Origin of the sequence: Actinomycetospora sp. NBC_00405, assembly GCF_036044095.1 — a bacterium.
Classification (GTDB): domain Bacteria; phylum Actinomycetota; class Actinomycetes; order Mycobacteriales; family Pseudonocardiaceae; genus Actinomycetospora; species Actinomycetospora callitridis.
Genome location: NZ_CP107938.1, coordinates 2309548 through 2331404 on the forward strand (window position 1 = coordinate 2309548; position 21857 = coordinate 2331404).

At 75.4% G+C, this 21857-nt stretch carries 23 protein-coding genes; 7 read left to right on the plus strand and 16 right to left on the minus strand.

The genetic code is table 11. The annotated features are described in order from the left end of the window. Window positions 1–139: 139 nt before the first annotated feature. On the minus strand, window positions 140–1099 hold the full coding sequence (locus OG774_RS11425; RefSeq protein WP_328309483.1) for an electron transfer flavoprotein subunit alpha/FixB family protein: 960 nt from the start codon (window positions 1097–1099) through the stop codon (window positions 140–142). 82 nt (window positions 1100–1181) lie between these two features. Further along, on the minus strand, window positions 1182–1964 hold the full coding sequence (locus OG774_RS11430; protein ID WP_328309485.1) for an electron transfer flavoprotein subunit beta/FixA family protein: 783 nt from the start codon (window positions 1962–1964) through the stop codon (window positions 1182–1184). 261 nt (window positions 1965–2225) lie between these two features. Here OG774_RS11430 and OG774_RS11435 point away from each other — a divergent pair, with 261 nt between their 5' ends. Beyond that, window positions 2226–2399, plus strand: a complete 174-nt coding sequence (locus OG774_RS11435) for a hypothetical protein (RefSeq protein WP_328309487.1) — start codon at window positions 2226–2228, stop codon at window positions 2397–2399. Window positions 2400–2441: 42 nt separating this feature from the next. On the opposite strand, the gene OG774_RS11440 is transcribed toward OG774_RS11435, so the two are convergent. The 12 genes from OG774_RS11440 to OG774_RS11495 form a co-directional block, all read right to left on the minus strand. After that, complete coding sequence (locus OG774_RS11440) at window positions 2442–3467, minus strand: ABC transporter substrate-binding protein (RefSeq protein ID WP_328309489.1); 1026 nt, start codon at window positions 3465–3467, stop codon at window positions 2442–2444. Window positions 3468–3495: 28 nt separating this feature from the next. After that, window positions 3496–3858 (minus strand): phosphopantetheine-binding protein, encoded by a 363-nt coding sequence (locus tag OG774_RS11445; protein ID WP_328309490.1) that lies wholly within the window; start codon window positions 3856–3858, stop codon window positions 3496–3498. Next, window positions 3855–5159 carry a condensation domain-containing protein gene (locus OG774_RS11450; RefSeq protein WP_328309491.1) on the minus strand — a complete coding sequence of 435 codons (1305 nt, stop codon included), beginning with the start codon at window positions 5157–5159 and terminating at the stop codon, window positions 3855–3857. Before OG774_RS11450 ends, OG774_RS11445 begins: the two co-directional genes overlap by 4 nt. A 95-nt stretch (window positions 5160–5254) precedes the next feature. Further along, entirely contained in the window at window positions 5255–6295 is a 1041-nt protein-coding gene (locus OG774_RS11455) for a FecCD family ABC transporter permease (protein ID WP_328309493.1), read from the minus strand. Next, window positions 6292–7362, minus strand: a complete 1071-nt coding sequence (locus OG774_RS11460; RefSeq protein WP_328309495.1) for a FecCD family ABC transporter permease — start codon at window positions 7360–7362, stop codon at window positions 6292–6294. The genes OG774_RS11455 and OG774_RS11460 overlap by 4 nt, the downstream gene beginning before the upstream one ends. Next, window positions 7359–8057, minus strand: a complete 699-nt coding sequence (locus tag OG774_RS11465; RefSeq protein WP_328309497.1) for an isochorismatase family protein — start codon at window positions 8055–8057, stop codon at window positions 7359–7361. Before OG774_RS11465 ends, OG774_RS11460 begins: the two co-directional genes overlap by 4 nt. Next, a complete protein-coding gene (locus OG774_RS11470) occupies window positions 8054–9820 on the minus strand; it encodes a (2,3-dihydroxybenzoyl)adenylate synthase (RefSeq protein WP_328309499.1) in 1767 nt (588 codons plus the stop codon). The genes OG774_RS11465 and OG774_RS11470 overlap by 4 nt, the downstream gene beginning before the upstream one ends. Beyond that, complete coding sequence (locus OG774_RS11475) at window positions 9817–11079, minus strand: isochorismate synthase (protein ID WP_328309501.1); 1263 nt, start codon at window positions 11077–11079, stop codon at window positions 9817–9819. The genes OG774_RS11470 and OG774_RS11475 overlap by 4 nt, the downstream gene beginning before the upstream one ends. Before the next feature lie 81 nt (window positions 11080–11160). Further along, entirely contained in the window at window positions 11161–11922 is a 762-nt protein-coding gene (locus OG774_RS11480) for an SDR family oxidoreductase (RefSeq protein WP_328309503.1), read from the minus strand. Continuing rightward, complete coding sequence (locus tag OG774_RS11485) at window positions 11919–13364, minus strand: lysine N(6)-hydroxylase/L-ornithine N(5)-oxygenase family protein (protein ID WP_328309505.1); 1446 nt, start codon at window positions 13362–13364, stop codon at window positions 11919–11921. The genes OG774_RS11480 and OG774_RS11485 overlap by 4 nt, the downstream gene beginning before the upstream one ends. A 215-nt stretch (window positions 13365–13579) precedes the next feature. Next, a complete protein-coding gene (locus OG774_RS11490) occupies window positions 13580–13888 on the minus strand; it encodes a hypothetical protein (RefSeq protein ID WP_328309507.1) in 309 nt (102 codons plus the stop codon). A gap of 228 nt (window positions 13889–14116) precedes the next feature. Then, window positions 14117–14530 (minus strand): DoxX family protein, encoded by a 414-nt coding sequence (locus OG774_RS11495; protein ID WP_328309509.1) that lies wholly within the window; start codon window positions 14528–14530, stop codon window positions 14117–14119. 84 nt (window positions 14531–14614) lie between these two features. Between OG774_RS11495 and OG774_RS11500 the strand changes: the two genes are divergently transcribed. Then, a complete protein-coding gene (locus OG774_RS11500) occupies window positions 14615–15376 on the plus strand; it encodes a class I SAM-dependent methyltransferase (protein WP_328309511.1) in 762 nt (253 codons plus the stop codon). On the opposite strand, the gene OG774_RS11505 is transcribed toward OG774_RS11500, so the two are convergent. Then, complete coding sequence (locus OG774_RS11505; RefSeq protein WP_328309513.1) at window positions 15354–15644, minus strand: hypothetical protein; 291 nt, start codon at window positions 15642–15644, stop codon at window positions 15354–15356. The two genes, OG774_RS11500 and OG774_RS11505, sit on opposite strands and share 23 nt — an antisense overlap. A gap of 163 nt (window positions 15645–15807) precedes the next feature. Here OG774_RS11505 and OG774_RS11510 point away from each other — a divergent pair, with 163 nt between their 5' ends. Together OG774_RS11510 and OG774_RS11515 are read left to right on the plus strand one after the other, a co-directional pair. Continuing rightward, complete coding sequence (locus OG774_RS11510; protein WP_328309515.1) at window positions 15808–17355, plus strand: 1,4-alpha-glucan branching protein domain-containing protein; 1548 nt, start codon at window positions 15808–15810, stop codon at window positions 17353–17355. A gap of 75 nt (window positions 17356–17430) precedes the next feature. Next, entirely contained in the window at window positions 17431–18663 is a 1233-nt protein-coding gene (locus OG774_RS11515) for a glycosyltransferase family 4 protein (protein WP_328309517.1), read from the plus strand. Between the two features lie 28 nt (window positions 18664–18691). Here OG774_RS11515 and OG774_RS11520 read toward each other — a convergent pair whose 3' ends face one another. Beyond that, window positions 18692–19438 carry an acyltransferase gene (locus tag OG774_RS11520; RefSeq protein WP_328309519.1) on the minus strand — a complete coding sequence of 249 codons (747 nt, stop codon included), beginning with the start codon at window positions 19436–19438 and terminating at the stop codon, window positions 18692–18694. A 22-nt stretch (window positions 19439–19460) separates the two neighbouring features. Between OG774_RS11520 and OG774_RS11525 the strand changes: the two genes are divergently transcribed. From OG774_RS11525 to OG774_RS11535, 3 genes are read left to right on the plus strand one after another with little or no spacing between them, the layout of a single operon-like run. After that, entirely contained in the window at window positions 19461–20324 is an 864-nt protein-coding gene (locus OG774_RS11525; protein WP_328309520.1) for a ribokinase, read from the plus strand. Then, a complete protein-coding gene (locus OG774_RS11530) occupies window positions 20312–21271 on the plus strand; it encodes a nucleoside hydrolase (protein WP_328309521.1) in 960 nt (319 codons plus the stop codon). Before OG774_RS11525 ends, OG774_RS11530 begins: the two co-directional genes overlap by 13 nt. Before the next feature lie 8 nt (window positions 21272–21279). Further along, a complete protein-coding gene (locus OG774_RS11535) occupies window positions 21280–21849 on the plus strand; it encodes a DUF5709 domain-containing protein (RefSeq protein WP_328309523.1) in 570 nt (189 codons plus the stop codon). The last annotated feature ends 8 nt before the right edge of the window (window positions 21850–21857 follow it).

Below are 21857 nucleotides of genomic sequence, written 5' to 3' on the forward strand. Positions count from 1 at the left end.
AGCGTAATCCCCTCGTACACGATCGGCTCCCCCGCTCCGGGGTTCGGTCCCGCGCAGTGACGAGCCCACGACGAGCGAAGGGCACCTTCGCTCGATCTATCCGAGCGAAGGTGCCCTTCGGTCACGAAACTCCGTGCGCCTACGAGCTGCGCTTGCCGACCTCCTCGGTCAGCTGCGGGCTGATCGAGAAGAGGTCGCCCACGACGCCGAAGTCGGCGATCTCGAAGATCGGGGCCTCGGGGTCCTTGTTGACCGCGACGATCGTCTTCGAGGTCTGCATGCCGGCGCGGTGCTGGATCGCGCCGGAGATGCCGAGCGCGATGTAGAGCTGCGGCGAGACCGTCTTGCCGGTCTGCCCCACCTGGAACTGGTTGGGGTAGTAGCCGGAGTCGACGGCGGCGCGCGAGGCGCCGACCGCGGCGTGCAGCGAGTCCGCGAGGGTCTCGACGACGTTGAAGTTGTCCGCCGAGCCGACGCCGCGGCCGCCGGCCACGACGACGTTCGCCTCGGTGAGCTCCGGGCGGTCGCCGCCGACGATCGGCGCGCGGTTCGACACCTTCGCCGACTTCGCCTCGTCGATCGCCGGGACCTCGACGTTCTCCTGCGTGCCCGCCCCGGCGTTCTCCTCGATCTCGATCGAGCCCGAGCGCCACGAGATCACCGCGGTGTCGGTGGTCGCGCGGGACTGCACGGTGAAGGCGCCACCGAAGATCGAGTGGGTGCCCTCGCGCTGGCCGTCGACCTCGACGAGGTCGTTGAGCCAGCCGGAGTTGGTGCGGACGGCCAGACGCCCGGCGACCTCGCGGCCGTCGGCGCCGGCGGCGATGAGCACGGCCGGCGGGGAGACCCGCTCGACCAGCGCCGCCAGGGCGTCGACCTGCGGGGTCGACAGGTAGTTCACCGCGTCGTCGGACTCGGCGACGTAGACCTTCTCGGCGCCGTGCGCCGCGAGGCCCTCGGCCAGCTTGGCCGCGGTGCCGGGGGTGCCGACGACGACGGCCGCCGGCTCGCCCAGGCGGCGGGCCGCCGTGAGCATCTCGTACGTGTTCTTCTTGATCTCCCCGTCGACGTGGTCGACGAGGACGAGAACCTCAGGCATATCTCTCCCTCCAAGCCGAAGCGGCCTCCGCGGCGCTGGCGCGCCGCGTGTGCCGTCCGGCGTCGGGTCCAGTGGACGGTTGCTAGATGAGCTTCTGGCCCACGAGGAACTCGGCGATCTTCTGGCCGCCGTCGCCCTCGTCCTCGACCTTCTGGCCACCGGACTTCGGCGGACGCGGCGCGAACGAGTCGACCTGCACCAGCGAGCCGGCCAGGCCGACCTCGCCCGTCTCGAGCCCGAGGTCGGCGATGCCGAGCGCGCTCACCGGCTTCTTCTTCGCGGCCATGATCCCCTTGAAGGAGGGGTAGCGCGGCTCGTTGATCTTCTCGCCGACGCTGACGACGGCGGGCAGCGACGCCGTGACGTCGCAGGTGCCCTCGTCGGTCTCGCGCTTCACGCTCGCGGTGCCGTTCTCGACGGTCAGGGAGTTCGCGTGGGTCAGCGACGGCCAGCCCAGGATCTCGCCGAGCATCCCGGCCATCGCGCCGCTGCGGCCGTCGGTGGCCTCGTTGCCGGCCAGCACGAGGTCGACGTCGCCGACCGTGCCGACGGCCTTGGCCAGCACCTTGGCGGTGGTCACCGCGTCCGAGCCGTGGATGGCCTCGTCGTTGACGTGCACGGCCTTGTCCGCGCCCATCGAGAGGGCCTTGCGGATGGCGTCGGTGGCGCGGTCGGGGCCCACGGTGAGGACCGTGACCTCCGCGTCGCCGGCCTCCTTGATCTTGAGCGCCTCCTCGACGGCGCGCTCGTTGATCTCGTCGAGCACGGCGTCGGACGACGCGCGGTCGAGGGTCTTGTCGGAGTCGGAGAGGGTGCGCTCCGACCAGGTGTCGGGCACCTGCTTGATCAGCACGACGATGTTCATGGGCCTCCTGCGACCTCCTGTGCTCGCATCCGTCCCGCGGACGTGTGGCTACCGACGGGTAGCTTACTTGTCGGTAACTTGCGTTCTGTCCCGACTCTCCCACGCCGGCACGCGGAGGGCAGCGTGGCGTATCCCTCCCATGTTACCGGCGAGTAGGGTGTAGGGACCTACTGACGAGTAACTTGGTCGCGCCCGACATGGGGATATCCTGACCCGACGCCGGGGCGGACAGGACCGCCCCGACACCCCCAGGGAGTCGTCGTGCCCGGTCTGTTCTCGAAGGTCCAGGAGTTCCTGCGCAGCCCGCAGGGCCGCAAGTACACCGACCAGGCGAAGCGCTACGCGTCGGACCCCAAGAACCGCGAGAAGGCTCAGGGGATGCTCAACAAGTTCCGCGGCAAGGGCGGCCAGGGCGGCGCCGGCGGCCACCGCTGAGCCCACCCCAGCGCCGACGATCGCCGTGCCGCGGGTGCTCCCTCAGACCCGCGGCACGATCGTCTCGAGGTAGCTCTGCACGGCGTCGCCCTGCTTGTAGTGGCTGCAGTAGTAGTTCGGCAGCGGGAAGAGCCGCCCCTCGCGCACGGCGCGGACCTGCTGGAACGCGGGCTGGGCGAGCAGTGTCTGGGTGTTGGCGTCGACGCCGCCCCGGGTGTCGGCGAGGTGCAGCACGACGTCGCAGTCCTCGAGCTGCGCCGGCGCCTGCTCGTAGGACAGGCGGCCCCCGGCGCCGGTCTTCCCCTCCGCGAACTGCCCGAACCGGAAGCCCGCGTCGGCGAGCACCACGCCGCTCCAGGACGTCGGGTAGTCGCTGAAGAACCCGCCGCCGGACGAGCCCCGCACCAGGGCCCACCGCGTGCGTCCCAGGGTGGCGGCGTGCTGCTCGCGGATCCGCGTCGCGTGCTGGTCGTAGGAGGCCCTCAGCTGCTCGCCCTGCGGGAGGCGGTTCACCGCGTCGGCGGTCCGGAGCGCCCGCTCGCCCCAGCTGCCCGGGTTCGCCGCGGCCGGGAGCAGGAGCGTCGGCCCGATCCCCGACAGCTGGGCGCCGAGGTCCGCCGGCAGTGACGGCACCTGGGTGCCGAGGATGAGGTCCGGCGACTGCGCCGCGATCGCCTCGAAGTTCAGCGCGGTCGGCGTCCCGACCTTCGGGATGGCGTCGTAGGCCTGCTGGTACTCCGGCAGCACCCCGCCGACCGTGGCCTGCGCGGTGGCCGCGGGCGTCACGCCGACGTCGAGCAGGGCGTAGGTCGTGTAGAAGTCGGTGCAGACGATCCGCTGCGGGTTCGCAGGGATCTCCACGGGTCCCGACGCGCCGGTGACCGTGCGCGTCGCGCCGCCCGCGCCGCCCGCGTCCCCGCCGCCGCACGCGGCGAGCACGAGCGTGGCGGCCGCGCCGCCCGTGCCGGCCAGGAAGCCGCGGCGCGACAGTGCGCTGCGGAGGGCCGGGCGCACGGTCGGGCGGACCGTCGGGCGGCTCGTCGGTCGGGTCGGCGTGGCGGTCGCCATCAGGGGCACTCCTCGGGATCGGGGATTCTCAGGGGCTGGGCACGGCGGCGGGGAGACGAGCCGCCAGGGCGGCGACGGTCGGCGCCTCGAAGACATCTCGGACGGTGAGGGTCACCCCGAGCTCCTCGGAGACGCGGGCGAGGAGGCTCAGGGCCAGGAGCGACTGGCCGCCGAGGGCGAAGAAGTCGTCGTCCGGGCCCACTGCGTCGAGGCCGAGCACCTCGGCGACGATCGCGCCGAGGGCCTCCTGCACGGCAGGGTCGGCCCCGCGCCGGACCGGCGGGGGCACGGGCGGGGACACCGGCGGGGGCACCGGCCGCCGGGTGCCGTCGATCGCCGCGGGACCGTCCGGCAGGGGCACGTCCGCGAGCCGGCGGTCGGGCGGAGTCACGACGAGCGTGCGCAGGAGGGCGTCCAGGCCGTCGCGGTGGGCCTCGACGCCGGCGGCGTCGTACGTCGCCGGGTTGGCGTCGACGTCGAGCGACAGGCTGCCGTCGGGGCGGCGCTGCACGTGGACGGCGAGGTCGTGCACCGGGCCGCCGGAGACGGGGCGGCCGGTGCCCGTGGTCCGGGCGCCGAAGCGCAGCGACTCGGTGGGCAGGACGTCGACCCACGGACCCACCAGCGCGGCCTCGCCGCGGGGTCCGGCCCCGTCCCGCCCGATCCCTCAGGGGCGTCCAGCCGCAGGTCGCGGCGCAGGTCCTCGAAGCGGTGGTGCTGGTGCGCGCGGACGGCGGCGAGCTCGGTGACGACCTCCCGGAGGAGCTCGCCCACCGTCGTCGCCGGGCCCGGGTGCAGGCGCAGCGGCACGATGTTGACCAGCATCCCCGGCGTGCGGGCCGCGGGCTGACCGGTCCGTCCCAGCCGTCCCATCATCGGGACCCCGAGGACGATGTCGGGCGCGTCGGAGCGCCGGTGGAGGTACAGCGCGACGGCGGCGAGCACCAGCTCCGGCCAGTGCCCCGACCCGGCGCGGGCGGCGATCTCCATGTCGGCGACGACCCCGGCGGGCAGGGTGCCGCTACGGCGCAGGAAGGTCCCCGACACGCGCCGGGTGCGGCCGGCGAGCGTCGCGGTCGCGAGCGCCCGGGGGAAGCGCTCCGCCCAGAACGCCCGGTCGTCGTCCGCGGTGCTCCGGCGCGCCTCGGCGTCGGCGGCCACCAGCTCGGCCAGCGTGCCGGCCCGGGACGCCGGCGCGGCGTCGGCCGCGAGGCGCGCCGTGTAGAGCGTCGCGACGCGGCGGGCGATGAGGGAGAAGCCGTACGCGTCCATCACCACCTGGTGGTAGCGGTGGAACCACACGTGGTGGGCCTCGTCCAGGCGCAGGAGGGCCTGCGCGAAGAGCGGGCCGCCGTCCAGGTCGGCGGGCTCGGCCAGGGCGCGCTCCATCCACGCCGCCGCCGCGGCCTCCGGATCCGCCTCGTCGCGCAGGTCGACCCGCGCCACCGTCCACGTCGGTCGCTCCGCCGGCGGCAGCGGCACCTGGCGGGGCGCCCCGTCGCGCACGACGAAGCGCACGTGCAGCGCCTCGGTCTCCTCGACCGCGTCGTGGATCGCGGCGGCGAGCACGTCGCCCGCGAGCGGTCCGGTGATGTCGATCCGCTCGCCGGTCGTGGGGATCGGATCGAGGTGGTGGGCGAACCAGATGCCCTCCTGGGCACCCGTCAGGGCCAGATCGCGCGCAGCGGTCACCACCGGCTCCTCGCCTGTCGACGCCCCCCGGTCGCGGTGAGTTTGGCAAGCCTTACCTATCAAGAACAAGGTGTCGGGACGCGACGCGCACGCGGTCACCGGCCCGCCCTCCACTCACGAGCGAGCAGCCACACGAGGTAGAGCCCGCCGATCGCCGCGGTCATCGCCCCCGCCGGGAACTGCAACGGCGCGACGAGGCGCTGGCCGAGCACGTCGCCGGCGAGCAGCAGGACCCCGCCCATCAGCCCGGCCGCGACCACGGTGGGCCCCGTCGTCCCGGCGAGCCTGCGGGCGAGCTGCGGGGCCGCCAGCGCCACGAACGCGACGGGACCGACCGCGGCCGTCGCCACCCCGACGAGCGCGACGCCGGCCAGCAGCGTCACCACCCGCGTGCGCCCGACGGTCACGCCCACCCCGCGGGCGAGCAGGTCGCCCATCCCGAGGAGGTCGAGGCGCCCGCTCACGCCCACCGCGACGGGCACGAGGACGGCCAGCGCGATCGCGGTGGCGAGCACCTCGGTCCAGCCGCGCCCGTTGAGGGTGCCCACGAGCCAGCTCTGCGCGGCGACCGCGGCCGGCAGGTCGGCGCGCAGGATGAGGACGTTGTTGAGCGCGGCCAGCACCGCGTTGACCCCGATGCCGACGAGCACGAGGCGGTAGCCACCGGTGGCCCCGCCCAGCAGCGCCTGGACCGCCAGCATCGTGACGACGGTGCCGAGCAGCGCGCCGGCGGTGGTGCCCGCGGAGCCGCCGCCCGCCAGCAGGATCGCGATGAGGGCGCCCGACGCCGCCCCGGTGGTGAAGCCGAGCAGGTCCGGGCTCGCGAGGTCGTTGCGCGCCAGCGACTGGAAGAGCGCCCCGGCCACCCCGAGCGCCGCGCCCACGACGAGCGCGAGCACCACCCGGGGCGCGCGCAGGTCCAGCACCACGTACTGCTGGGCGCGCGAGCCGGTGCCGGTCAGCGCGCCGACCACCTGGCCGACCGAGAGCTGGTAGTCCCCGAGCGTCATCGCCAGCGCGCCGAGGACCACCGCGGCGGCGAGCAGGCCGAGCGTGGCGGCGACGGCGCGGGGCCGGACCCGGACGGACAGGCCGCCCGCCCGGAGCACCGGGACGCGGTACGGGGTGGCCGTCACAGCTCCACCACCCGCCGCCGGCGGGCGATCGCGAGGAAGACGGGGGCGCCGACGAACGCGGTCACGACCCCGACCTCGAGCTCGGCCGGGATCACGACCACACGGCCCACCACGTCGGCGCCCACCACGAGGAGCCCACCGAGCACCATCGACCAGGGCACGACCCAGCGCTGGTCGGGGCCGGTGATCCCGCGTGCGAGGTGCGGCACCGCGAGCCCGACGAACGCGATCGGTCCGCAGGCCGCGGTCGCGCCGCCGCAGAGCAGCACGATCCCGAGGCCGGTCAGCGCCCGGACGCGCGTCACGGGGACGCCGAGGGCGCGGGCGGTCGTCTCCCCCAGCGCCAGCGCGTTGAGCGCGCGCGAGAGCCCGAGGGCGAGCAGCGCGCCAACGGCGAGGAACGGCAGCACCTGCACCAGCGCGCCGGGGTCCCGGCCGGTGAGGGACCCGACGCGCCACACCCGGAACTGGTCGAACGTCGTGGGGTCCACCAGGGCCACCGCGTAGATGAAGCCCTGCAGCGAGGCGCCGACCGCGGTCCCGGCGAGCGCGAGGCGTACGGGGGTGGCGCCGCTGCGTCCCGTCGCCCCGAGCAGGTAGACCAGGACGGCGACGGCGGCCGCGCCGGCGAGCGAGAACCAGACGTAGCCGTCGAGCGTGGTGATGCCGAACAGCACGATGCCGCCGACGATCGCCGCCGAGGCGCCCCAGTTGATGCCCAGCACGCCCGGGTCGGCCAGCGGGTTGCGGGTGAGCGCCTGCATGAGCGCGCCGGCCGCGCCCAGGGCGACCCCGACGGCCAGCCCGAGCAGGGTCCGGGGCAGGCGCTGGTCGAGCACGATGACGGCGTCGGTGTCGGTGGGCGAGGCGGGCCCGTGCAGGAGCGCCTCGAGCACCGCGGCGGGCGGGACGCCACGGCTGCCGACGACGAGGCTCGCCACCAGGGCCGCGAGCAGCAGGGCGGTCGCGAGGACCAGTCCGCCCGCGCGGGTGCTGGTCCGCCGGGCGGTGGGGTGCGCGGGAGCGGTGCGCCGGGCGCCGGTGGTGTCGGCGTCCGGCAGCGTCACGCCGGCGCCTCCCGCTCGGCACCCGTCGCCGCCACGGCGTCGGGCCCGCGCCCCAGCGCGTCGAGCACCCGGTCGGTCGAGGTGACGACGCCGCAGCGCTGCGCGGTCCAGGTGATCGCCTGCTCGTGGTGGGCGCGGGAGAAGTCGGCCGTCGCGTCGGCCACGAGGAACGGCTGCACGTCGCGCATGAACGCCTCCACGGCGGTCACCATGCAGCCGATGTGGGCGTAGATGCCCGTGATCAGCAGCTGGTCGCGGCCCGCGTCGGCGAGCAGCTCGGCGAGGTTGCTGCGCTGGAAGGCGCTGTAGCGCCACTTGGTCAGCACCTCGTCGCCGGGCTCGGGCGCGAGCTCGTCGAGGATCGCCACCACGCCGGGGTCCTCGGCGTAGGCGGCGGCCGGGCCGCGGCCCCAGAAGTCGTCGAGCAGGCCGCGCTCCGCGGGGGGCTGCTCGCCGGGCTGCGCGGTGTAGACGACCGGCACGCCGAGGACCCGGGCGCGGGCCGCGAGCGCGGCGATGTTCTCGACGCAGCGGCTCACCGGCTCCTCGGTGCGCGAGAACGGGGCCACGAAGTAGCGCTGCATGTCGTGGACGAGCAGGACCGCCCGCGCGGGGTCGGGCGACCAGTCCGGGCGGCTCGCCGGCAGCTCGTGGGCCTGCGGCAGGGCGTAGGGCGTGATGGTCGGCAGGCTCACGACGGGCTCTCCTCGTCGGCGTCGGGGTCGGGGGCTTCTGCGGAGGCCGGGCGGCGCGCGTGGTCGGCCAGCGTGGCCCGCAGCGCCCGGCGGCTGGTCTTGCCCACGCCGGTCGCGGGGAAGGCGTCGACCACCTCGACGGTGTCGGGCACCTTGTAGGCGGCGACGCCGCGGTCGCGCACGAAGCGGCGCAGCGCCGCGGGGCGCGGGGGCTCCCGGTCGGGCACCGGGATGACGTAGGCGTGGGTGCGCTCGCCGAGGAAGTCGTCCGGGACGCCGACGATGGCGGCGTCGACGACGTCGGGGTGGGCCAGCAGGTGGTTCTCCACCTCCTCGGCCGCGATCTTCTCGCCGCCGCGGTTGATCTGCTCCTTCACGCGGCCCGAGACGATGATGTTCCCGCCAGGGTCGAGCCGGACCAGGTCGCCGGTGCGGTAGAAGCCGTCGGGCGTGAAGGCGGTCGCGTTGTGCTCCTCCGCGCGGTAGTAGCCGCGGATCGTGTACGGCCCGCGCGTCAGCAGCGCGCCCACCTCGCCCGGGGCGACGTCGCGCTCCTCGGGGTCGTCGGGCACGACCACGCGGACCTCGTCGTCCGGGGAGATGGGGCGGCCCTGGGTCTCGACGACGACGTCGTCCGGGTCGTCGGCGCGGGTGTAGTTGACCAGCCCCTCGGCCATCCCGAAGACCTGCTGCAGGCGGGCCCCCAGCACGGGCCCGATCTTGCGCGCGAGCTCCGCGGCACACTTGGCCCCGCCGACCTGCAGCTCCTGCAGGCTGGAGAGGTCTCGCGAGGTCGACACTGCGTCTCCGGCCCGGCTCCGCTCCGCTTCGCGGGTGGCGGCCTGCACCCACGCCGCCGCCAACGGCGGCACGACCGCGGCCAGCGTGACGCCCTCGGCCTCGATCAGCCCGAAGCACGTGTCGGCGTCCGGCGAGGGCGCGAGCACCGAGGTACCGCCGGCGTGGACCACGCCGAGCAGGCCCGGCGAGCTCATCGTGAAGTTGTGCGAGGCGGGCAGGGCCGCGAGGTACACGGTGTCCGGCGTCAGCCCGCAGATCTCCGCGCTGGCCCGGACGCTGTAGAGGTAGTCGTCGTGGGTGCGCGGGATCAGCTTGGGCAGGCCCGTGGTCCCGCCCGAGAGCTGCAGGAACGCGATCGACGAGGGGTCGGCGTCGTCGCCGGGCAGGGTGGCGGGCGGGGTGCGGCGCAGCGAGCCCAGGGTGACGACGCCGGACGGCACGTCACCGGCGGAGGGCGCGGCGACGACCACGTGGCGCACGGCGTCGACGGCCGCGGCGACCTCGAGCGCCGCCGCGGCGTGGTCGAAGCGGTCGTGCCGGCCGACGGTGACGATCGCGGTGGCCTCGGCGTGCTCGGCGAAGTAGCGGATCTCGCTGGCGCGGTGCGCGGGCAGCGCGAACACGGGCAGGGCGCCCAGGCGGAACAGCGCGAAGACGACCTCGAGATACTCGGGCACGTTCGGCAGCCACACGACGACGCGGTCGCCCGGGGTCACGCCGAGCTCGCGCAGCCCGGCGGCGAGGCCTCGGGCGCGGGCGTCGAGCTCGTCGTAGGTCCAGCGCTGCGATCCCGACGGGCCGGTGCCGACGACGGCCGTGCGCGGGCCGTGCGCGGCGACGGCGGCGTCGAGCAGGCCGGCGAAGGTCTGGCCGGTCCAGTAGCCCGCGGCCCGGTAGCGCTCCGCGACCTCCGGGGGGTACGGGACGACGCCCTCCTCGACGGGGCGGGCGGTGGTCGTCACGGCGTCGCCTCCAGCCCGAGCGCCGAGAGCAGCGTGCGGAACTTGGCGCCCGTCTCCGCCAGCTCCGCCTCGGGACGGGAGCCCTCGACGACCCCGGCCCCCGCGTAGACGCGCACCGCGCGCCCGGCGACCTCGGCGCAGCGGATCGTGACCGCCCACTCGCCGTCGCCGTCGGCGTCGCACCAGCCGACGAGGCCGGAGTAGAAGCCGCGGGGGAACTCCTCGAGCTCCTCGATGGCGGCGCGGGCGGCGTCGGTCGGCTCCCCGCACACCGCGGGCGTGGGGTGCAGCGCCTCGGCGAGCTGCAGCGAGGTCAGCGCGGGGTCGCGCAGCGTCCCCTCGATGCGGGTGCCGAGGTGCCACAGGGAGGCGGTCCGGGTGACGCTCGGCGCGGCGGGGACCTCCAGCGACGTGCAGAAGGGCGCGAGGCGCTCGGCGACCCGGTCGACGACGAGCGCGTGCTCGCGCAGGTCCTTGGCCGACGACGCGAGCTCCTCGCCGCGGCCCGCGTCCTCGTCGGGGTCGGGGCTGCGGGGGGCCGTGCCGGCGAGCGGGTGCGACACGACGAGGTCGCCGCGCCGGGCCGCGAGCAGCTCCGGGCTGTTGCCGACGAGGGTCCGGGCGACGGGATCATCCGCTGCGTCATCGGCTGGGTCGGTGACGTCGGCGGCGAACACGTACCCCGTGGGGTTGCGGGCGGCGAGGCGCTCGAGGATCACGGCGAGGTCGAGTGGCGCGGGCGCGGTGAGCGTCGCCGCGCGGGCGAGGACCACCTTCTCCAGGTCGCCCTCGGCGATCATCTCCAGCGCGCGGCGCACGGCGGCCGCGTAGCGCGGCGGCGGCGGCTCGGCGCGGAAGTCCCACCGGGTGCCCACCGACGCGGGCGCCGAGGGCGGCGCGTTCAGCGGCGGCGCGGGCGGGGCGTCGCCCTCCTCGCGCGCGATGGTCGGCGTGCGGTGGACGTGCCCCGGGACCACGAGGCGGGCCTCGCCGGGCGCGAACCCGACCGCCCCCACCACCAGCGGGTCGGGGTTGCCGGCCGCGCGCTCGGCCGCGAGCGTCGCCGCGGCCATCGCGCCCACCGAGCCCGGCGAGGCGTCCGGCACGCGGGTCCGCACCCCGGTGGTCCGCAGCGTCACCTCGCGGGTGGAGAAGAGGAAGGCCCCCGGACCGGACCCGGGGCCGGGCGGGACGTCGACCGACACGTCCTCCCCCACGGGCTCGAGCTCCGGACCGGCGCTGGTCGGGGTGCTGGTCATCGGGGTCCTCTCACGATGCGGGCCGAGGGCTGTGGTCGGGCGTGCGGGGACGGCAGCGGTGGAGGTGGCGGAGAGGTCGGCTCAGGGCCCGAGGGAGGCCCCGCCGTCGACGTAGACGGTCTGGAGGGTGACGTGACGGGCGGCGTCGGAGGCGAGGAACGCGACGACCTCGGCCACGTCCTGCGGGTCGGCGATCCGCCCGAGGGGGATGCCGAGCTTGAACGTCTCGGCCGAACCGCGGACGAGGGCGGCGTGGTCGGCGGGCAGGTCACCCATCGCCTCGAGCATCTCGGTGTCGGTCGACCCCGGGCACACGACGTTGGCGCGCACGCCCTGCCCGGCGAGCTCGAGGCCCAGGACGCGCGTGAGCGCCACCGCGGCCGCCTTCGACGCGGCGTACGCGGCCATCCCCGTCCGCGGGACGCCGGCGGCGTTGGACGCGACGGTGACGACGGAGCCGCGTCCGCGGTCGGCGAGCCGGGCGCCGACGGCGCGGCAGGCGTGCATGACGCCGGTGGCGTTGACGTCGAGGCAGTGCCGCCAGTCGGCGTCGTCGAGCTCGGTGACCCGGCCGACGTGCAGGACGCCGGCGACGTTGACGAGCGTGTCCAGCGGCCCCAGCGCCTCCTCGGCGGCGTCCACCGCCTTCTCGACGGCGGCGGCGTCGGTGACGTCGGCGGGCACCGCGACCGCGGTGCCGCCGTGCTCGCGCACCGTCGCGGCGGCCGCCTCGACGGCCTCGGCGTCGCGATCGAGCAGGGCGACCGGCGCGCCCGCGGCGGCGAGGCGCCGGCAGACCGCGAACCCGATGCCGCCGGCGGCTCCCGTCACCAGGGCCGTCACGACGTCACCACCCCCGGGTCGCCCCACCGCTGGCCCACGGTGGCGGGCTCGCCGCTCGCGTGGGCGACCGGCAGGTCGGGCTCCGGACGCCGGTGGCCGAGCACCGAGTCGAGGATCTCGCCCGCCCGCACGGCCGTGGTCGAGAGCAGCGTGGAGCTGATGCCGTGGGTGTGCTCGGTGGGCCCCTGCAGGTAGACGCCGGCCGTGAGCGGCTCGACGGTGTGCAGCCGGTAGTCGCGGTCGACCAGCAGCTCGCCGTCGTCGGCACGCCGGCACCAGGCCCCGACGTCGCCGAGCAGCCCGCTCGGGTCGATCGGACGGTAGCCGGTGGCGTAGACGACGACGTCGGCGGTGATCGTGTGGTGGTGGCCGGTGGTCAGGACCTCGACGTCGACCTCGATGTCGGGGCCGACGGCACCCGCCCCGGGCCCGTCGCCGTCGACGTCGGGATCCGGGGAGCGCACGCTCGACACCCGTGACGCCCCGTGCACGTGCAGGCGCCGCGGCCCGCGGACCTGCTCCTGGTAGGCGCGTCGGTAGAGCTCGGCGATCAGCTCCGGGTCGACCACCGAGTAGTTGGTGTTGGCGTGGTAGTCGAGCAGCATCTGCTTGACCTCGCCGGAGGCCGCGAAGAAGTGGTCCACCGCCTCCGGATCGAAGATGCGGTTGGCGAACGACGTGTCGTCGGCCGGGCTGTAGCCGTAGCGGGAGAAGACGGAGTGCACCTCGGCCGCGTCCTCGCGGTCGTGCAGGTGCGCCGTCGTCTCCGCCGCGCTCTGCCCGGCGCCGATGACGACGTAGCGGCGGCGGCGCGGACCGACGGGCGGGAGCTCGCCGAGGCGGGAGAGCAGCTCGCTGTTGTGCCAGATCCGGGCGCCGCGCTGGACGCCTTCGGGCAGCCACGGCACCAGGCCGGTGGCGAGCACGAGGTTGCGGGTCCGCACGACCCGGGAGCCGTCGACGTCACCCTGGGCGTCGCGCAGGACGACGTCGATCTGGTCGATCTCGCCGTCGGGCCCGGTCACGGGGTGCACCGCGACCGCCCGCGTCCCGTAGGAGACGAGGTGGCGGACGTCGGCGGCGCACCACTCGAGGTAGTCGTGGAACTCGACCCGCGAGGGGAACAGCGACTTGTTGTTGATGAAGTCGGCCAGCCGGCCCTGGCCCTGCAGATAGTTGAGGTACGACCGCGGGCTCGTCGGGTCCCGCATCGTCACGAGGTCCTTGAGGAACGACACCTGCATGGTGGCCCCGTCGAGGAGCATCCCGCGGTGCCAGCCGAACGCGGCCTGCTGCTCGACGAACGACGCACGGATCCGCGAGGAATCGGACGCGCGTTCGTTGTGCTCCTGCACCGCCAGGGCCAGCGCGAGGTTCGAGGGCCCGAACCCCACCCCGAGGATGTCCACGACATCCACGGGCGATCCCGGTTCGCGATTCATCGTTCTCCCCGGCGTCGACACCAGACCGTTAGGGAACCCTAACCTAACTGGGCGAATGCGGCGACGACGGTGTCAGTCCTCCCACATCGCGTAGTCGCACGCTCACGGGGTGTTGTAGACGCGGGCCGGCTCCGGATCAGCAGAACGCGGAACGCGACGGGCCCGGCCCCCCGATCGGTGGGGCCGGGCCCGGTCGTGGACCTCGGGTGCGCTCGTCAGAGCACGCTGATGGCGATGTTGTTGCCGCTGAGGTTGTCGTTGAGGATCCGGTTGCAGACGACGTTGCCGAGGTTGGCGCCGCCGACGGGCGCCTGCGTGAGGACGTTGCCCAGCGCCGAGTCGCCGTCGATGCCGCCGTTGGCGGTGGCGCTGCCGCCGGTGACGTTGCAGTCGCCGTCGCTGCTGCTCTCGTGGCTCGAGTGGTGCTCGGAGTCGTCGTGGCACTCGGTGGCCGACGCGAACGGGGCGGCCACCATGAGACCGGCCGCGACACCGACGGTGACGACACCCATCTTCTTCAACATCAGGACTCCTCGGGAGGCTGGATCTGGGGAGCGGGACGCCCCGACCGCCTTCTCCCGGCGACGTCCCCCCGTCGCTCCCGAGCGAGCCCGATCCGGCCCGTGCGGTGACGACCACCACTCAACGAGGGGACCTCGCCGGAGTGACGCACCGATGTCGGCAGTGACCTTCGGTCACCTTCTGTGGCTCTCGCCGGTGGGTGCTCACCCTGTCGCCCAGGCCTGCTGGGCTCAGCGGCGCCGCGCACCGGGGAGCAGGCCGCCGGCGTGCAGCGCGGTCGCGCACAGCACGGGCTGGAGGAACAGGCGCCCGAGACGCTTGCCGTCGGTGTCGAGCCCGAGACCGTCGACGCGGTTGCGGTACTGCGCGATGTTGCCGGGGAACACGGCCACCAGGAACGCGGCCGTCAGCGCCGCCATCCGGCGGCGCTCCTTGGGGAGGGCCAGGAGCCCGAGACCGAGCGCGATCTCCGCCGCCCCGCTGAGCAGCACGACGTCGTCGGCGTCGATCGGTACCCAGGGCGGGACCTGCGACCGGAACTCCTCGCGGACGACCGTGAGGTGACCGGTCCCGGTCAGCACCAGGCCGACACCCCACCCCCACCGGACCAGTTGCTGGGTGAGCGGCGGCGCCTCGGCAGCCATGGGTTCCACCTTCCTCGTCGGGGACGTCGCGGGGAGGTACCCAGTCGGCGCCGCCCGGGACGCCGGGTCGGAGACTGTGACGCGATGAGCGATCGTGCTGCGCTTCCCCTCACCGGCGAACGCACGGTGCCCGGGCTGGACGTCGAGAACTACTGGTTCCGGCGCCACGAGGCCGTCTACCTGGCGCTGGCGCCCGCGTGCGCGGGGGCGGTCGTGCTCGACGCCGGGGTCGGCGAGGGGTACGGGGCGGCGCTGCTGGCCTCGTCGGCCCGCCGGGTGGTCGGTGTCGAACTGGACGCGGCCGTCGCCGCCCACGTCGCCGCCCGCTACCCGGCCGTGGGCGTGATGCGGGCCGACCTGCAGGCCCTGCCGGTGGCCGACGGGACGGTCGACGCGCTGGTGACGCTGCAGGTGATCGAGCACCTGTGGGACCAGCCGGGCTTCCTCGCCGAGTGCGCGCGCGTGCTGCGCCCCGGTGGGCGGCTGTTCTGCGCGACCCCGAACCGGCTGACCTTCTCGCCCGGCGCCGGGCCCGAGGACCGCCCGCTCAACCCGTTCCACACCCGCGAGCTGACCGGGCCCGAGCTCGCCGGGCTCGTCGCCGACGCCGGCCTGGCCGTGGAGTCGCTGACCGGCCTGCACCACGGCCCGGCACTGCGCGCGCTCGACGCGCGCCACGGCGGCTCGCTCATCGACGCCCAGATCGCGCTCGCGCTGTCCGGGGAACCGTGGCCCGACGAGCTCGCCGCCGACGTGGCCTCGGTGTCGGCCGGGGACTTCGAGCTGCGCGCCGACGACGTCGACGCCTCGCTGGATCTACTGGTCAGCGCCGTCCGACGGCCGTGAGGGCCGGGTCGGCGACCTCCTCGGGCAGCGCCTGACGCATCGCGCCCGCCGCGGCCTCGCCGACCACCACATCGCCCGTGTCGCCACCGCCGGTGCAAGTCAGGCCGCCCCCGGTGAGCTCCCCGCCGCCGCCCGTGCACTGCTCGGCGGTGGTCACCGGGACGCCCGGGACGGGCGAGGCGACGGCCGTGCCGGCGAGCCCGAGGAGGGCACCACCCGCCGAGACGGTGGCGAGTGCTCCGGCGACGATCCGAGACGTGCTCCGCATGGGGTCCCTTCCGGGTTCGGGGTGACGCTCACGGTCCAACGAGGCGCGCCCGCTCCCGTGATGGCCCCGCCGCCGCTCCGCCGTCCGGGGACGATGGGAAACTCTGCCGCCGGGCTCGAAGGGGCGGGTCGGACGGGCGGGTCGGACGACGGGAGGGACGCGCGTGTCGAGGGAACCGGTCGGCACGTTCTGCCTGGTCCTGCACTCCCACCTGCCCTGGCTGCTGCGCCATGGCGCCTGGCCGGTGGGCGAGGATTGGCTCTACCAGGCGTGGGCGCACGCGTACCTGCCCGTCGTCGAGACCCTCGAACGCCTGGCCGCCCGCGGGCAGCGTGACGTGCTGACCCTCGGCGTGACGCCGGTACTGGCCGCCCAGCTCGACCACCCCGCGGCCCTGCGGTCGATGCACACGTGGCTCGCGGACTGGCAGCTGCGCGCGCACGAGGCGCGCGATCCCGCGCTGTCGACCCGCGAGCACCGCGCCGCCGCCCATGCGCTCGAGGTCTTCGAGCGCGACTGGCGCCACGGCGCCTCGCCCGTGCTGGGGCGTCTCGCCGACGCCGGGGTCGTCGAGCTGCTCGGCGGGCCCGCCACGCACCCGTTCGCGCCGCTGCTGCCCGGGCGCGTGCGTCGGTTCCTGCTCGACGCGGGCCTGCGCGACGCCGCCCTGCGCCTGGGCCGGCGGCCGGCGGGGATCTGGGCGCCCGAGTGCGGCTACACCCCCGGGCTCGAGCACGACTACGCGGCGGCGGGCGTCGAGCGCTTCCTCGTCGACGGCCCGGCGCTGCGCGGCGACACCGCGGCCGCGCACCCCGTCGACGGCACCGCCGTGGTGGCCTTCGCGCGCGACCTGGAGGTCACCTACCGGGTGTGGTCGCCGCGCGCGGGCTACCCGGGCGGCCCGGACTACCGCGACTTCCACACCTACGACCACGACACCGGCCTCAAGCCCGCGCGGGTCACCGGCCGGCGGGTCGCGACCGGGGACAAGAAGCCGTACGACCCCGCGCGCGCCGCCGCGGCCGTGGCGCGCGACGCGCAGGACTTCGTGGGCGTGGTCCGGACGCGGCTCGAGGCGTTGCGGGCGCAGCGGGGGCGGCCGGGGCTCGTCGTCAGCGCGTTCGACACCGAGCTGTTCGGGCACTGGTGGCACGAGGGCCCCGCGTGGCTCGAGGCGGTACTCGCGGCGCTCCCGGCGGCCGGGGTCCGGGTGACGACCCTGCGCGGCGCGGTCGAGGCCGGCCACGTCGAGGAGCCGGTGGCGCTGCCCGCGTCGTCCTGGGGGTCGGGCAAGGACTGGCGGGTGTGGGACGGGCTCGCGGTGCGCGATCTCGTGGCCGACAACGAGGACGTGGCGCGCCGGTTGCTCGCCGCCGTCGACGGCGCCCCACCGTCCGCGGGCCGCGACGCCACCCTCGACACCCTCGCGACCCAGGCCGCACTGGCGCTCTCGAGCGACTGGGCGTTCATGGTCACCAAGGACTCCGCGGCGCACTACGCCCGTCGTCGCGCGGCGCAGCACCGCGACCGCGTCCGCGAGCTGACCGACCTGCTGCCCGCCGGCCGGCACGACCTCGCGGCGTCCCGGGCCGCCGGGTTCGCCGCCCAGGACGACGTCTTCGGGCGCCTCGATGCCCGGGCCCTGCGCCGGCGGCCCGCGGACGACCGCCGCGCTGTCCCTACCTACTCCGGAGTAGGGTCGCTCGCCTGAACGTCAGCGGCGTGGCGCCGCAGACACTGAGTGTCCGTAGCGCCACGCACTCGAATCGCTGGGAGGAGCTCAGGCGTGCGGGTGCTGATGCTCTCCTGGGAGTTCCCGCCGGTGGTGGTCGGCGGTCTCGGGCGCCACGTCCACGCGCTGGCGACGGCCCTGGGCGACGCGGGGCACGACGTGGTCGTCGTCTCCCGCCACCCCGCCGGCACCGACGCCGAGACGCACCCGACGGCGGTCGAGCGCGTCGACGGCGTGCGCGTCCTGCGCGTGGCCGAGGACCCGCCGCACCTGGAGTTCGTCCGCGACCTCGTCGCCTGGACCCTCGGGCTGGGCCACGCGATGCTGCGCGCGACGGCCGGCCTGCTGCGGGACTGGACGCCCGACGTCGTCCACGCCCACGATTGGCTGGTCGCCCACGCGGCGATCGCGCTCGCGGACCTCACCGGCGCGCCGCTGGTCGCGACGATCCACGCCACCGAGGCCGGCCGGCACGGCGGCTGGCTCTCGCAGCCGCTCAACCAGCAGGTGCACTCCGTGGAGTGGTGGCTCGCCCGCCGCGCCGACACCGTCGTCACATGCTCGCAGGCCATGCGCGCCGAGGTCTCGGGACTCTTCGACCTCGACCCCGACGACGTCGCCGTCGTGCACAACGGCATCGACCCCTCGGGGTGGGCGGGCCGTGCTGCGCCGGATCGCGATGGCCCGCCGCGTCTCGTCTACGTCGGGCGCCTGGAGTGGGAGAAGGGCGTGCACGACCTCGTCGCCGCCCTCCCGGCGATCCGCCGCGCCCACCCCGGAACGCAGCTGCTCGTCGCGGGCACCGGCTCGTGCTCCGACTGGCTCGCCGAACGGGCCCGGGTCGCGCGGGTGCGACGGGCGGTGCGCCTGCTCGGCCACGTCGACGACGCCACGCTGCGCGACCTGCTCGCCGGCGCCGACGCGGCCGTGCTGCCCAGCCGCTACGAGCCGTTCGGCATCACCGCGCTGGAGGCCGCCGCGGCCGGCGCGCCGCTGGTCGCGTCCCGCGCGGGTGGGCTGGGCGAGGTGGTCGTCGACGGCGTCACCGGCCTGTCCTTCGCTCCCGGCGACGTGCCGGGACTGGCGGCCGCGGTGATCCGCTGCCTCGACGACCCCGTGGCCGCCCGCGTGCGCGCCGACGCCGCCCTCCGGCGCCTCGACACCGACTTCGCCTGGCCCTCCATCGCCGCCGAGACGGCCGCCATCCATGCCACGACGAGACCCGGTCCCCCGCGCGCCCTCGGCCGCCCCAAGATCCCGACGGGCAACGTCTTCGGCACCCCGTGAGTGATGTTCACGGCTATAGCCGTGAACATCACTCACGTACGGCCGGCTCGCCCGCCGACGTGCCCGGCGCGCCGTCCGGGGAGGCCACCGCCTGCCCCGCGGCCAGGGCCGTCTTGCGCGCGATGTCGGCCAGCGCGGCGCGGTCGGCGGCCGCCGCCTCGTAGTCGGCCATCCGGTCGCGGACCACGCGGGCCGGGGCGCCGACGGCGACGGAGTGGTCGGGCACGTCGCCGCGCACCACGGCGTGCGCGCCGAGCACACAGCCGCGCCCGACCCGCGCGCCGCGCAGCACCGTCACCTTGGTCCCGATCCACGTCTCCGGCCCGATGCGCACCGGCGACTTGACGATGCCCTGGTCCTTGATCGGCAGGTGCACGTCGGCGTAGCGGTGGTCGAAGTCGCAGACGTAGATCCAGTCGGAGAGCAGCGTGGCCTCGCCGAACTCGATGTCGAGGTAGCAGTTGATCGTGTTCTCGTTGCCGAACACCGACTTGTCCCCGATGCGCAGCGAGCCCTCGTGGCAGCGCACGCGGGTGTTGTCGCCGATGTGCACGAAGCGGCCGATCTCCAGCCGCCCGAACCCCGCGCGGGCCTCGAGCCGCACGCCCTTGCCCAGGAACACCAGCCCGTGCATCACGATGTGCGGCTGGCGCACCCGAACCTTGATCATCCGCCAGTACCGCACCAGGTAGAACGGCGACCACGCGCGGTGGCGCACGATCCACCGCAGGGACGCCCAGGTGAGCAGTCGCGGCTGGCGCGGGTCCGACCTCACGGTGTGACCCTACGATCGCGCCGTGGCGTCCCCCCGATCCGGCCCGACCGTCGCCGTGGTCGGCAGCGTCAACCTCGACCTCGTCGCCCGCGTCGAGCAGCTGCCGGCGCCCGGGGAGACCCTCACCGCGCGCAGCGTCACCCGCGTCCCCGGCGGGAAGGGCGCCAACCAGGCCCTCGCCGCCGCCCGGCTCGGCGCCCGCGTGCGGCTGTTCGCCGCCGTCGGCACCGACCCTCTCGCCGGTGAGGCCCTGGCGCTGCTGCGGACCGGTGGGGTCGACCTCGGGTCCGTCCGCCGAGTCCGGGACGCGCCCACCGGCACCGCGATGATCCAGGTCGACGACGACGGCGAGACCACGATCGTCGTCGACCCCGGCGCCAACGCGACCCTGACCGTCGACCCCGCCGCCCTCGACGCCGACGTCGTGCTCACCGTGCTCGAGGTGCCCGACGAGCCCGTCGCGACGGCGATGGCGGCGTCCGGGTTCACGGTCCTCAACGCCGCGCCGGCCCGGGCGGTCGCCGGCGACGTCCTCGCCGGGCTCGACCTGCTCTGCGTCAACGCCGGCGAGTACGGTGCCCTCGCCGCGCACGCCGACCTCGAGGACGTCGTCGCCGTCGCGATCACCCACGGCGCCGCGGGGGCCGAGCTGCGCCGCCGCGGGCGGGTCGTCGCCCACGTCGCCTCGCCGCCGGTCGACGCCGTCGACGGCACCGCCGCCGGCGACGCGTTCACCGCCGCGCTCGCGATCGCGCTGGCCACCGGCGTCGACGACGAGACCGCCCTGACGCGGGCGTGCCGGGCGGGCGCGCTGACCGCGACGCGTCCCGGGGCCCAGCCGTCGCTGCCGACCTACGAGGAGATCGACGTCCCGTGGCCCCGCTGATCGTCGACACCGACCCCGGCGTCGACGACGCCTACGCGCTCGCGCTCGCCGCGCACGCCCCCGAGGTCGACCTGCGCGCCGTCACCGCCGTCTTCGGCAACGTCGACCTGCCGACCACGACGGCCAACGCGCGCCGCCTGCTCGGGATGCTCGGGCGCGGGGATGTGCCGCTCGGGGTGGGCGCCGACCGGCCGCTGATCCACCCCACGACGCAGCGCGCCGCCGATGTCCACGGCGACGACGGGCTGGGCGGGATCGCCGAGCGCTTCGGGCCGCTCGGTCCCGAGCCGGCCGGACGGGCTCTGGACGTGATCACCGGCGTGCTGGAGACCAGCGCCGAGCCCGTCGTCCTCGCCGCGATCGGCCCGCTGACCGACGTCGCCCTCCTGCTCGCGACCCGCCCCGACCTCGCCGAACGGATCGGCCGGCTCGTCGTCATGGGCGGCTCGGTGGGGGCCGGCGGGAACGTCAGCGCCGCCGCGGAGTTCAACGTCTGGTCCGACCCCGAAGCCGCGCGTCGCGTCCTCGTCGAGGAACGGGTGCCGACGACGCTGGTGCCCCTGGACCTCACCCACGAGGTGACCGTCGACCGCGCCTGGCTCGACGCGCTCGCCGCGTCCGGGCCGGTCGGCGAGGCCCTGGCCGCGACCCGTGACGTCTACGCGCACGGTGAGGCACTCGGCGTGGACCGCGTCCCGATCCACGACGCGGTCGCCCTGCTCGAGGCGATCGTCCCCGGGACGCTGGCGACGGTGCCGCTGGAGGTCGAGGTCGACACGTCGCTCGGGCCCGGACGCGGAACGGTGCACGCCGACCGCCGGGGCCGGGCTCCCGGCGGCCGGACCGTCGACGTCGCGCTGCCCCGGGGCACCGACGTCGACGGGGTCCGCGACGCCCTGTTCCGGCGCCTGACCGGTGACGACATGGCCGGGCGACCGGTCGGGTAGCCACACCCATGACCGAGCCCGAGCACCGTGACGACGTCCCCGAGTCGCCCGACCTGGGCGCGAGCATCCAGCTGGAGTCGGGCGAGTCCCTGGACGGCGAGCCCGGCACCGACGGCCTCGACGCCGGCTACGTCTCCCCGAACCGCCCCTTCGGCCTCGACGACCCCGACACCACCCCCGCGGGACAGCGCGAGCGCGAGACCGTGGACGAGCGTCTCGCGCGCGAGATCCCCGACGACACCGGCGGCGCGGCCACCGCGCCCGGGCCGGAGCTCTCCGAGGGCGAGATCGGCTCGGAAGCCGGACAGGGTCGATCCGGACGACTCACCGCCGCGGAGCCCGACCCCGACCAGGTACCGGGCCGGTCCCTCGCCGCCGTCGACGCCGGCATCTCGGGCGGTGCCGCGTCCGCCGAGGAGGCCGCGATGCACGACCTCGAGGAGGACGAGATCGTCGACCCCGAGGACGCCGACCGGACGCTGGGCGCCAACCCCGGCGAGCGTCTCGAGGGCCCGGAGGTGCGTCTGCGCGACGACGAGGTCGATCCCGCGAGCGGTGTCCCCGACACCTCGCTCTGAGCCCCTGA